Source organism: Candidatus Poriferisodalis sp. (assembly GCF_965214215.1).
Taxonomy (GTDB): Bacteria; Actinomycetota; Acidimicrobiia; order Acidimicrobiales; family Poriferisodalaceae; genus Poriferisodalis.
The window spans coordinates 2398929-2411367 of the sequence record NZ_CBDCBD010000003.1; the positions used below are offsets into that span (position 1 = coordinate 2398929).

Here is a 12439-nt window from a genome sequence, read left to right on the forward strand (position 1 = left end):
CTCGCCGCGACGGATACTGGAGTTGTGTCGCGCGAGTGTTTGCATTCTGATGCGTACGCATGTATGCTTGATCCATGTTGGCAGGAGTTCCCGTCGATTGCCCCGATGGCGAAGGGGCGGTGCTGAGCATACTGTTGGGCGGCGAGACGGTCGGAAGCGAGCGCGATGCACTCGAGGGCGTCGTCAACGGTCTCGCGGGCGTCGATGGCGTCGATGGCGTCGATGGCGTCGCGGCGGTTGCGGGCGTGCGTGATGTGGCTGGTGCCGATCTTGCCGCCTGGGAACACGACGAGTTGGTCGATGAGTTGGTGGATCTGGTGGCGGAGCGTGCGCGGCTGGAAGGCCGCTATGTGGCTGTGCTCGGCGAGTTGGTGTCCCGCGACGGGGTGCAGGCGGCTGCGTGGCAGTTGCGTGAGTACACGCGGATGAATGGCCCGCAGTCTCGCAGCGAGGCTCGTCTGGCAGAGGCGCTCGTGGAGCACGAATTCACTGACACCCTCGATGCGTTGTCCACAGGCGAGATTCAGATGTCTCATGCGAAGGTGATTGCGCGCGAGTCGCCGAAGAAGCACCGTCGCAGCGAGGGCAGCTTCTTGGAGTTGTGCCGCGCGTATCCCTCGGACATCGTCGCACGGCACACATTGGCCTATGAGAGCTTGGAGGTCTTTGCCGACCTCGAAGCCGAGGCTGCAGCCGCCGATCGGACCCCGGTCGATGCCGAGTTGGCGCTGCAGCGTGACCAGCGGCGATGCTCGATGCTGCTCGGCGATGACGGAATGTGGCACTTGCGAGCCGATCTGGATTTCATCACCGGCCGTCAGATCAGCCAGCAGCTCGCTGCCGCCGAGCGGGCGGTGCGTCATCGGGACGGCGCCGACGAACTCAGCTATCCCCAGCGCAACGCGGATGCCATTTGCGATCTGGTCTTGGGCCGGCAGCGCCCCCAGGCGAGCCTCGTGGTGGTCGCCGACTACGACACCGTGTCAGGCCGGCTTGGCAACCCTCGCCTCGACGACGGCACCCCGCTGTCCGCGCACCTCGTCGCCGAGCTCGCTGCCGACGCCAAAATCCTCCCAGCGATCTTCAAGGACGACTGGTCCGAACTGGCTCTGGGCCGAGCCCGAAGCGCCAGCGACGCGCAGCGAATCGTGCTGGCAATCCGCGACGGCGGCTGTATCGCGTGCGCAACACACACTGAGCACTGCCACGCCCACCATGTGCAGCACTACGAGGATGACGGGCTCACCGAGATTCCGAACTTGGCGATGCTGTGCGAGCCCTGCCATTTGGACCACCACAGACGCCACTGGACCATCGACACCCCACCCGGCAGCACACCACGACGCGCCCCTCCGTTGGAAGAGTCGACAGCCGTCATGGCCGAAACCGAGCTGGCCGGGGCGTCGTGAGGTCATTGGTTCGACCGCCGAGACCTCCTCGGCAGTCCCGGCCGCGGCGAGAGCCGGTGGCGGAGTCGAGGACTGCGGCCGAAATGGGATGCTCGACCGGCGAGGCATGATGAGCCTATGCGAGTTGCGATCACTGGAATTCGAGGGCTGATCGGCGGAGCGCTCGCTGCAAGTCTGCGTGCCGACGGCCACGAGGTGTTGGGTGTGTCCCGGCGCCCAGGATTGGTTGCTGCGGTCGGCAGGACTGGTGAAGCCAGCGGCGAGGCACGCGAGACAGGCGTGTCTGAGGGGCCAGGCGCAGCAGGCGGGACCGCCGTGTGGGATGTGGCCGCTGGGAGCATTGACGCTGCCGCGCTGGAGGGCCTTGACGCAATTGTTCACCTGGCCGGCGAGAGCATCGGCGGCCGGTGGAGCGACAAGCGCAAGGCAGCGATCATGTCGAGCCGTGTCGAGTCCACCAAGCTGCTTGCCGACACCGTGCGCTCGCTCGACACCAAGCCGTCGGTGTTCATCTGCGGCTCGGCAGTCGGTTTCTACGGCAATCGCGGTGATGAGGAGCTGACCGAGCTATCACTGCCCGGCGATGGGTTCCTCGCCGAGGTGTGCAAGCGCTGGGAGCGCGCCGCGGTGCCGATTGCTGATGCCGGAGTGCGGCTCGTGCGCATCCGCACCGGCCTGGTTGTGGGGCCAGGGGCTGAGGCCATCGAGCGGATGGCGAGAATCACGCGGCTGGGTGCCGGCGGTCCGCTCGGCGGTGGCCGGCAGTGGTGGAGCTGGATCAGCCTCGACGACGAGGTACGGGCTATCCGCCATCTCATCGACAGCGACGTAAGCGGGGCGTTCAACCTGACGGCTCCCAACCCTGTTCGCCAGCGCGACTTCCAGCGAGCGCTGAGCGCGGCATTGCGGCGCCCGTCGTTCATGCCGGCGCCTAAGTTCGCCATCGGCGCAGCGTTGGGCGAGATGGGCCAAGCGCTGCTGCTGGACTCGACCCGGGTGCTTCCCGACGCCCTCACCGACGACGGGTTCGAGTTCGCCCACCCCGAATTGTCAGGTGCGCTTTCGAACGCCCTCTAGCAGGATGCCGAGACGCACAGGTTCGGGCAGAAACCCTTGGCACGGCGCGGTATCGGCCACAAGTCTCTCGACGCGGTCCGAGTCACGGCATCAGCGCGACGTCAGGTGGCCGTTGCCGTGCTGTGAGGGGTCAGTTCCACAGAGCCGAGATCGGGGCTGCGACGATCCGGTCGTCGAGTTCGATGGTGTCGTGGCCGGTGTGGAGCACGACACCGGCCACGAACGATGCGCCGATCGAGTCCCGCAGCCACATCAGGTGGCGGGCGTCGCTGTGCCGTACCCCGGCTGCGGCCTTGATCTCGATACCGATGAGTCGTCCTCGGGGCAATTCGGCGATTACGTCGATCTCGCGTCGTCCGTTCTGGTCCCGAAGGTGAGAGAGCCGGTAGCGCGTCGCGGACATGGGTGCCTCGGTCCGAAGCTGGGCTGTGACGAACGTGTCGATGAGGGCGCCCAGCAGGTTGTCGTCGCTGAGGACGTCACCAACGTCTGCGCCGAGGATTGCGGCCATCAGCCCGGAGTCGACGAGGTAGCGCTTGGGGGTGCGGCTGAGGCGCTTGAGCCGGTTTGTTGACCACGCGCTGAGATGGTCTGTGACCACCATGTCGGCCAGCAGACGCTCGTACTCGTGGGCTGTTCGACGGTCGATGCCGGCTGCCTCGTACAGCGTCTTGTCCTGTGGAGTGCCGGCCGAGTTGATTGCCAGCGCATCCAGATAGCGGCGCAGCCGGGACGCATCGAGCCTGAGGCTGTGGGAGCGGGCATCTCGAAGCGCCAGTTGATCTGCGTAGCTCGACAGCCAGCGCTGTGCGCCGGTCGCGTCGAGTTCGAGCGCAGGCTCTGGGAAACCGCCCCGGACGGCAAGGCCCACGTAATCTGCTACATCGGGAGACGGCACCGCGCCGACGAGCGGCTCGCCTGCTGCGACACGCTCGATGAACGGTCGAGGCGAGACGCCTGTCGCTTCCGCCACTGTTAGGGGGTACATGGGCAGCATCACGATGCGGCCGGTGCCTGGCCACAGCAATTCGTCGGTGTTCGAGCGCGCCGAACCCGTGATCAGGAAGCGCCCGGGGCGCCGCTCAGCATCCACTGCGCGCTTCACAGCGCCTATCACTTCGGGAAACTCCTGCCACTCGTCGAGCAGCACCGGCTCGGCACGGTGGCGCAGAGCGGCATCAGGGTCGGCGCGAAGCGCATCGGTTCCTTGTCGAGTGTCCAGCCGCAGGACTGTGGCGGCATGGCGAGCGGCGGTGGTGGTCTTCCCGCACGCGCGTGGCCCCACCAGCATGACCGCAGGGAACGACGCCAGGTACTCGGCGAGCAGGTCATCGACGAGCCGCGGCAGGTAGGCGGAACTCATCACAAAAGCCTAGCACAGAATGACATTTGATGGCGTGCTAACACGCCATCAAATGTCGAGATAGCACATCAGATTGTACTACCTGCGGTTCGCTGGATTGAAGCGAGACTCCGTTCTCTTGACGAGCCGCGTGGACCATGGCAAGGAGGACGCGGCACCGTTGCGCCTCACAAACTGCCATGAACACGCTGCCGTGCGAGTCCGGGCCTTCTCGCGTGGCCATGCCAGCCGCGACGACGAACTGAGCGAGCGATCACTGCCGCTCGACGGGCTTCTGGCTGAGGTGTGCCTGCACTGGTACCGCGCTGAGGCGCCGATCCCCGACGCCGGTGTGCTTGGGTGCTGCGACGGTAAGGCTTGCTTGACGCCGTGAGTTCTTCGACGGCGGTGGCTCAGCGGGCGTTCTCTGCGGCGCGTGTGGGTCGCGGCGTTTAGTCGTTGTCGAGGATGGTGCCGGTGGCGTACATGAACCCGCTGCGGATGACGATTCCGCTGGTCGCGTAGATGTACACGCGCAGTGTTTCGGTGTCTTCTGGGGTGTTGTCGTCGATGACGGGCACGGTGATGTCGATGGCGGTGTCGCCTGCGGCGAGTGTGAACGTTCTTCTGAGCTCGATGCTCCAGTCCTGCCACAGCGTCGCGGTGCGGCCGTATCCGCCGTAGCGGAACGTGATGTCGTGGGGGTTCGCGTGCGACAGCGTGACGGCGAATCGCAGCTCCTGGGCGCCTTCGCTGGCGGTGGCGTCGCTGACGGTCACCGTCGGCGGACCGTTCGACGGAGGCGGAGTCGGGTTGTCGTTGTCGGACACCGCCACCGTTGCCGTGCCGGCTGACGACGACACGGTGTAGCCCGTGCCGTTGCTGATCGTGGCGATGACTGACCCGTCGGCCTCGTCGGTGGTGTCGTTGGTGGTGGCGACGGTGAACGTCGCGCTGCCAGTCGTGGGGATCGTGACGGTTCGCTCGCCGGTGGCGGCGAAGTCGCCGCTTTGGGACACGGTCACTCTGACGTCGAGACTCGTCGTCGGCGCTGGGCTGGCAGTGATGGTGAACGCCGCAGCCGAACCCTCGGTGACGCCATTGCCCGCAACAACGCTGATCTCCGGTTTGGCTGGTGGAGGCGGCGGGTCGTCATCGTCGGACACAGCCACGGTCGCAGCCCCGGCTGATGATGACACCGTGTAGCCGGTGCCGGAGTCGACCGTGACGGTCACCGACCCGTCGGCCTCGTCGATGCTGTCACCGGTGGTGTCCACGTTCAGCGTGAACGTGCCCGCGGTGGGGATCGTGGCGGTCCGCGTCCCGGTCGTCGCACCGAAATCGCCTGACTGCAACACAGTGACGCTGACCGACAACGCTGTCGTCGGCGCAGGGCTGGCGGTGATGGTGAAAGCCGCAGCGGTCCCCTCGGCGATATCGCTGCCCGCCGCGATGCTGATCTCGGGGTCAGCCGGCGGCGGAGGCGGTGCAGGGTCGTAGTCGTCTGCGACTGCGACCGTGGCTGACCCGGCCGATGATGACACCGTGTAGCCCGTGCCGTCGCTGATCGCCACCGTCACCGAGCCGTCGGCCTCGTCGACGTTGTCACCAGTGGTCGCGATCGTGAGCGTGAACGTGCCCGCGGTGGGGATCGTGGCGGTCCGCGTCCCGGTCGTTGCACCGAAATCGCCTGACTGCGAGACCGTCACACCGACGGTCAAAGCAGCCGTCGGTGCGGGAGACGCAGTGACGGTGAACGACGCCGAAGCGCCCTCGGTCACGGCGCTGCCCGCGGCGATGCTGATCTCGGGGTCAGACGGAGGCGGGGTCTGGCGGGCTGTCTCGATGCATTCCAATGCTTCGCGGAACGGCTTCCACCCGAACCAGCGCTGCTCTCGTTCGAGCGCCTCAGCCGCGGTGAACGCGGTCAGCTGATCGTCGGCGACGTCGCCGAATGCGATCAGCACCCGACGCCAATTGCGGCCATAGCCCGGCGCACGATCACGATGCAGGTCGTAATAGTCCCGCGCCGATTCCAGCGTGTCATCAGACACACAATCCGCAGGAGGCGGAGGCGGAGGCGGGGGCGGGTCGTCGTCGTCTGCGACCGCGACCGTCGCCGACCCGGCCGATGATGACACCGTGTAGCCCGAACCAGCGCTGATCGCCGCGGTCACCGACCCGTCGGGCTCATCGGTGTTGTCATTGGTGGTGACAACGGTGAACGTCGCGCTGCCCGTCGTCGGGATCGTGACCGTCCGCTCGCCGGCGGCGGCGAAGTCGCCGCTTTGGGACACGGTCACGCGGACCTCCACGCTGGCTGCGGGCGCAGGGCTGGCCGTGAGCGTGAATGTCGCAGCGGCCCCCTCAGTGACGCCGCTGCCCGCGGCGACGCTGATCTGTGGTTCAGCCGGGGGTGGGTCGTCGTCATCAGACACCGCCACCGTGGCGCTGCTGTTGCTCGACGACACCGTGTAGCCCGAACCAGCGCTGATCGTTGCGGTCACCGACCCGTCGGGCTCATCGACAGCGTCGTTCGCCGTCGCGACGGTGAACGTCTCAGAACCGCTCGCAGGGATCGTGACCGTCCGCGACCCGGCCGTCACACCGAAATCGCCGCTCTGTGACACCGCAACCGACACATCCAGATCAGCCGACGGCTTCGGTGTCGCGGTGACCGTGAACGTCGTGTCGCCACCCTCAGCGACCCCCGAACCAGCCACGATGCTGACCTCAGGCTCTACAACGCACTGGGCCTGTTCCACCGCCGCCAAAGTGCGCGCAATGCGATCCCATCGCGAGTTCCCCAGCCAATCAGCCACACCCGCAGCCTGCACAGCAGTCATCGGCGTATGACCCGTGTCGGTCCCCAAAGCAGCCAGCACACGATTGAACCGCTTCACCCCCGCAGCCGCCGCAGACGACAACGCGTCCCGCCAAGCGGTGATCTCATCAACGGTGACCGCATCGTCAGGCAACACCACGCTGCACGCGCCGTCGTCATCATCCGACACCGCCACCGACGCCGCACCCGACAACGACGACACCGTGTAACCCGCGGCCGCGCCCACCGTCGCAGTGACCGAGCCGTCCGCCTCATCAGCCGAATCGTTCGTAGTCGTAACCGTGAACGTCTGAGAGCCAGATGCCGGGATCGTCACGGTCCGCGACCCCGCCGATACTCCGAAATCGCCGTCCTGAGAGATAGCGACCGCCACATCCACCTCAGCCGCAGGCTTCGGAGTCGCAGTCACCGTGAAACTCGCAGCAGACCCCTCGGAAATGCCGCCACCAGCCGCAATGCTGATCTCCGGCAGCGCAGCGGGCGGCGTCTGCGATGGCAGACCGTCTACCGTCAGCGTGAACGCGGTCTTCTTCAGCCGACTGAACGTCGTTGCTTCGATGGTGTACACGCCCGCAGCCAGCGACTCGGAGATTCGCGAGTTGCTCCCGTCGCCGCTGTCGTCGTTGCGATACAGCTCTTTTGCTGATTTCCTGTCGGCGCCGCTGTGCAAGTACAGGTAGGTGTCCGCAGACGATTCCAGATCGATCTTCACTTGGGCTTGACTTTGCAGCGAGAAGGTGTAGTACCGAGCGTAACGTTCGTCTCTGCTCACGGCATCGCACAAGCCCGTCCACTTGCCGTTGAAGCTTCCATCATCGCTCAATACCGTTACGCATGGATCAACTTCGCCGTCATCATCAAGCACTGTGACGGTGGCCGAACCGGCCGACGATGACACTTTGTAGCCCGCGCCGGCTTCTATCGTCGCAGTGATCGACCCGTCGGGCTCGTCAGTATCGTCATTCTTCGTACGGACACTTATCGTGGCGCTGCCCGACGTCGGCACCGCCACATGCCGAATGCTGGTTGTTATACCGAAATCGCCCTGCTTCGCCAAGGTGATCTTCATAATCGTGGTGCTGACCGCTCGCGGTTTCGCAGACACCTTGTATCTCGCCAGGCCGCCTTCGATTATCACATCAGAGTGGGCAGCGATGCTCACCACCGGGAGTGGAAGATCATTGTCAGTCACCGCGACTGATGCCGAGTTCTGTGTCTGCGAGGTCGTATAGCCAGTGCCCGAATTGACGGTGGCGGTGACCGATCCGTCCGTCTCATCGGTACGGTCGTCGCTGGTGGGCATTGCCAGTGTCACCGTGCCGCTGGGCGGTATCGTCACGGTGCGTTCCCCGGTCCAGGCACCGTATTCGCCGTTCTGGGCGACCTCGAGGTTCACCGTCAGCGATGATGTCGGTGCTGGCGACGCTGTGAACGTGAACGACAGTGCGTCGCCTTCGGTTGCGGCGTCTCCGCCGGTGACGGTGACCGTCGGGGTGGGTCCGTCGTCGTCGCTCGCCGTTTGTGTGTTGTGCCCGTACAGCTTCAGTCGCCATGACTTCAGCGTGTTGAGGTGGCCGTTCTCTTTCTCGTCGGAGATTCGCAACTTCCAATTGCCAGACCCTGTTTCGCCCAGGTGCACAGCGCTGCCGAACCGGAACTTGCCCGAGATCGGACAGTTGCCCTCACGATCGCAGTCGTAACGTTCTATGAGCTCACCGTCCTTCGGCGCGGGTTCGGAAAGGACCGAGACAGTGCCCGACGGGGACACCAGCTCGACTTGCAGATCCCGGAAGTTCGGTGCGTCGAGATCGAGTTCCGCTACGACGTACTCGACGAAATCGATGCCCGAGGTGGCGTTGATCGTGTGTGCGACCTCGGAGCCGTCGTCGGGGATCGCCGTCGCATCCATCGATGTCGTGTGTTGCTCTTTGAGGTACTCGGGCAGGGTCACCCAGTCGAGTGCGAGCTGCACCGCCGCTCCTGCATCGATCACCCCGAACCCGTAACTGTGGTGGTACTGGTAGCGCTCGCCCGCATTGGTCCGCTTGGCGCCTGCCTGCTGCCAGCCGGAACTGCTGGGGTGGTTGTGCTGGGCGGATTCGGCCAGAATCAGCTTGACGTCTCGCCAGGTCAGCCCCGGATTCGCGGCCCGTACCAAAGCCGCCACCCCCGAGATGATCGCTGTCGACGGACTCGAAGGCGTGCCAGACTGCACCGCGTAGCGATCTTTGTTGACTGCGTAGATGCCTGACGGCATTGAGCAAACCCACAGGCCCGGACCCCGCAAGCTCGTATTGAGATTTCCTGATCGAGTGCCGTCGGCGGCCGTCGAACAAGCGACGACGACCGCTGGATGGCTGCGATACTCGGAGAGGGTCGAATACTGGACCTCAGGCCAATAGCGCTGTTTTCCACCGGAGATGACATTCAACGCGCCGAGCCCGCCGAAGCCGCTCTCGCTCAGCTTGTCGTAGACCAAGCCATGACCGTATTTGTCAGGAATGGGTTTAGAGAATCCAGTCTGACTGTAGCTGTGGTTTATCACCGCGGCATACATAGCCGTTTCGTTCCAACGCGAACTGTCGCTGTTGCTGTCGCTGGCAAAATTGTGCAAGTCGTACCACGTGAGTGTTGCCCGTGGTGCCACACCTCGCATGCCGACTTGGTTGTCGCGCGCCGCTATGTGGCTCGCCATCGCTGTGCCGTGAGGATGCGCCGTGTTCAAGTCGATCGCGGCCAGGCCTGGGCTTTGGGTCAGGTCGAAGTTGGCAGCGAGATCCTCGTGGCGGTAGTCAACCGGTGTATCGACCACCATGACGTTGATTCCCGCCCCTCGCGTGACTTGCCAGGCAGCCTCGGCATTCGCACCGAGATGGCCTGGTTTCGATTGACGCAAGTGCTCTTGACAGCCCGACAGAGCGTCGCTCCATATCGGGCTGCGCTGATGGCGGCATTGCATCACCGCATACGAGTGTTGGCTGTCGGCGAGGTCGCTGTTCAGTTCGACGGCTGCCGTTGAAGTGGTCCGCCGAGTCGATTCAGACGCCGCGGGTTCGCCCCCGATCATTGCCATCATTGCTGCTGCCAACAGCGCGAATGCGGCGATTGCTCGCCAATTTGGCATCGATGGTGGCGTGCGGCGAGCTTGGGCCTGGGACTCGTTGCGGTTGCCTCGATGGCAATGTCGATGCATGGGAGCGAAAGTAGTGGAGGTTCGACTCGACGCTCGACAGGGGCGCACATGCGCTCCTCGCAAGGCTGGCGAACACGCTGTTGCCGGAAGTCTGGCGTTCTAGCGTGGCGGCCATGACCCACGGCAGTGATCGAGACGGTGGAACCGCTGGCGCGCTGGGCGCGACCATCCGACGCGACCGGTGGGGGATCGCCCACATCGAGGCCTCGACGGCCGATGCGGCGTTCGCAGCGCAGGGCTGGGTGGCTGCCGATGATCGGATCTGGCAAATGGAGTGGGACCGGAGGCGGGCGCTGGGACGCTGGGCCGAAGTGGTCGGGATGGCCGGGGCACGCGAGGATGCCTTCTTCCGTCGGCTCGGGCTCGCTGCCATCTCCCAGGCCGACTATGCGGCGTTGCAGCCCAGCACTCGGGCGATGTGCGAGGCCTACACGCGGGGTGTCAATCGCTGGCTGGCTGACCACGGTGATGCGCTGCCGGCCGAGTTCGAGCACCACCCCGCACCGCCCGAGCCGTGGGCGCCGTGGCACTGCGTGGCGGTCTACAAGCTGCGCCACATCTTCATGGGAACGCTCACCCGCAAGCTGTGGCGGGGCCGCATCATGGCCCAGGCAGGTCCTGAAGCCGTGCTGGCCACGGTGGGCGACGTCGAAGCTGACTCGGCGATCGTGCCCGGTGACGGGCAGCATCAATACAGCCCCGGCCACGGGCAGCATCAAGACAGCCCCGGTCACGGGCAGCATCAAGACAGCCCCGGCTACGGGCAGCCACCGGACAGCGCCGGCGACGGGCCGCGCCCCGATCTGCTCGCCGACGCCGCGAGCGTGCTCGATGCATGTGCGGCCGACATGGCGGCCTTGGCGGCGGCGATGGACTCCGACGGGGCGTCCAACTCATGGGCGCTGAGCGGCGAGCGCACCGCCAGCGGCAAACCGCTGCTGGCTGGCGACCCGCACCGTGGCATCGAATTCCCGAACGTGTACCACCAGTGCCACCTGCGCTGCGACGAGTTCGATGCGATCGGCATGGGCTTTCCCGGCGTGCCCGGCTTCCCGCATTTCGGCCACAACCCCCAGGTCGCCTGGGGCATCACCCACGGCATGTGCGACGACACCGACGTGTTCGTGGAGCGATTCGAGCCCGGCCCCGCGGAGGCCGGCGAGAGTGTCGCCTCGTACCGCCTCGCAGACGGAACGCCAGTGCAATGGCGCTACGAGACGCTCGACATTCGAGGCGAAGGGACCGTGGAGCTGCAGTGCGGTTCTACGCCCAGAGGACCGGTGGTGCTCGGCGACCCCGCCGACGGCGTCGCACTGTCGATGCAGTGGACCGGCATGTTCGGTGCCGACACGACGCTCGACGCGATCTGGCCGATGCTTGTCGCAGATTCCACAGCCGATTTGGTCGAGGCAGTCCGGCCGTGGGTGCTGCCCGTCAACAACCTGCTGGCGGCTGATCGCTCCGGCGCAATCGCTTTCAAGATCCGGGGCCGCGTCATCGAGCGATCTCCGGCGAGCCGATGGACCCCCGTTGCCGGCACCGACGAGTTCGCTTGGGACGGCTTGGCGCAAGTGCCCTTCGAGGAACTGCCCCAATGGAGCGATCCTGCGAGGGGCTACCTGGTGACTGCCAACAACCGCACCGCCGACAGCGGCCCGTTCATCTCGCTGGACTTCGCCGGCCCGAGCCGCCATGACCGCATCTGCGAACTGCTGGCGCCCATGAGCGACGCAACCGTCGCGGACATGAGCGCCGTCCACGCCGACGTGACCTCGCTCGTCGCCCCCAGAGTGCTCGACCTGATCACCGAGTACGCGGTCGAGTGCGGCCACGAGCTGTCGCACACGCTGCTCGACATGCTGGCTGACTGGGACCACGCCATGACCGCTGACTCGCCGCCGGCGACCGTCTACGCAGTGATCAAGCGCCGTCTCATCGAGGGCATCGTCGAGCGGCTCGGCATCTCCGGCGCCGAACTGGGCGCCGCTGGGTGGCCACCCGCCGCCGAAGCGAGCCGTATGGCCGCAGGTGCCGCCACTCGCATGCTCTGCGAGCGCAACCTCGACGTGGTACCCGGGCTCGACAACCCCATCGCCCGGCGCATGGCTGCCAGCGCTTGCGTCGACGAGGCCGCGGCCGAGCTCGAACAGCGGCTCGGCGGAGACCCCCAATTGTGGGAGTGGGGACGGGTGCACCGGATGGCGTCGCCTCACCCTCTGGCCTCAGCGCTTGCTGCGGCGCGGGACCTTCATCCGCCGGTAGACGGCTGCGCAGGCGACGGCGACACCGTGCGCCAGGGCGGTACGGCACCAGAGACAGGGGAGCGGGCCATTCACGGTTCGGTCGCCCGCTACGTGTTCGACCTCGACGACTGGGATCAGTCCGGTTGGGTGGTCCCCCATGGCGTGTCGGGCGTGCGCGGCAGCGGCCACGACCTCGACCAGCGCCAAGCATGGCTCGACTGCGAGCTGATCCCGATGGCCTACAGCCCCCAAGCAGTGGCCTCGGTCACGGTGAATGAACACGAGATCTAGTCCCGACTCCCAGCGCTGTCGCTGCACGCGCGCCGCGAG

Annotated in this window: 6 protein-coding genes; 4 read left to right on the forward strand and 2 right to left on the reverse strand. The window is 65.9% G+C overall.

Annotated elements, in window-relative coordinates; translation table 11 throughout:
- Positions 1-74: 74 nt before the first annotated feature.
- Positions 75-1409 carry a hypothetical protein gene (locus ACOOF5_RS13145; RefSeq protein WP_420439848.1) on the forward strand — a complete coding sequence of 445 codons (1335 nt, stop codon included), beginning with the start codon at positions 75-77 and terminating at the stop codon, positions 1407-1409.
- Positions 1410-1526: 117 nt separating this feature from the next.
- Positions 1527-2486: a TIGR01777 family oxidoreductase gene (locus tag ACOOF5_RS13150; protein ID WP_420439850.1), complete on the forward strand. Its 960-nt coding sequence runs from the start codon at positions 1527-1529 to the stop codon at positions 2484-2486.
- Between the two features lie 130 nt (positions 2487-2616).
- Here ACOOF5_RS13150 and ACOOF5_RS13155 read toward each other — a convergent pair whose 3' ends face one another.
- Complete coding sequence (locus ACOOF5_RS13155) at positions 2617-3849, reverse strand: ATP-binding protein (protein WP_420439852.1); 1233 nt, start codon at positions 3847-3849, stop codon at positions 2617-2619.
- Between the two features lie 118 nt (positions 3850-3967).
- Here ACOOF5_RS13155 and ACOOF5_RS13160 point away from each other — a divergent pair, with 118 nt between their 5' ends.
- Positions 3968-4222 (forward strand): hypothetical protein, encoded by a 255-nt coding sequence (locus tag ACOOF5_RS13160; RefSeq protein WP_420439854.1) that lies wholly within the window; start codon positions 3968-3970, stop codon positions 4220-4222.
- A gap of 58 nt (positions 4223-4280) precedes the next feature.
- Here ACOOF5_RS13160 and ACOOF5_RS13165 read toward each other — a convergent pair whose 3' ends face one another.
- Positions 4281-9866: a S8 family serine peptidase gene (locus ACOOF5_RS13165; RefSeq protein WP_420439856.1), complete on the reverse strand. Its 5586-nt coding sequence runs from the start codon at positions 9864-9866 to the stop codon at positions 4281-4283.
- 113 nt (positions 9867-9979) lie between these two features.
- Here ACOOF5_RS13165 and ACOOF5_RS13170 point away from each other — a divergent pair, with 113 nt between their 5' ends.
- Positions 9980-12400, forward strand: a complete 2421-nt coding sequence (locus ACOOF5_RS13170) for a penicillin acylase family protein (protein WP_420439858.1) — start codon at positions 9980-9982, stop codon at positions 12398-12400.
- Positions 12401-12439 lie beyond the last annotated feature (39 nt).

Excerpts from the sequence above, each read along its gene's own strand:
- ACOOF5_RS13145 (WP_420439848.1), top strand. The coding sequence starts at position 75 with ATGTTGGCAGGAGTTCCCGTCGATTGCCCCGATGGCGAAGGGGCGGTG.
- ACOOF5_RS13150 (WP_420439850.1), top strand. The coding sequence starts at position 1,527 with ATGCGAGTTGCGATCACTGGAATTCGAGGGCTGATCGGCGGAGCGCTC.
- ACOOF5_RS13155 (WP_420439852.1), bottom strand. The coding sequence starts at position 3,849 with ATGAGTTCCGCCTACCTGCCGCGGCTCGTCGATGACCTGCTCGCCGAG.
- ACOOF5_RS13165 (WP_420439856.1), bottom strand. The coding sequence starts at position 9,866 with ATGCATCGACATTGCCATCGAGGCAACCGCAACGAGTCCCAGGCCCAA.
- ACOOF5_RS13170 (WP_420439858.1), top strand. The coding sequence starts at position 9,980 with ATGACCCACGGCAGTGATCGAGACGGTGGAACCGCTGGCGCGCTGGGC.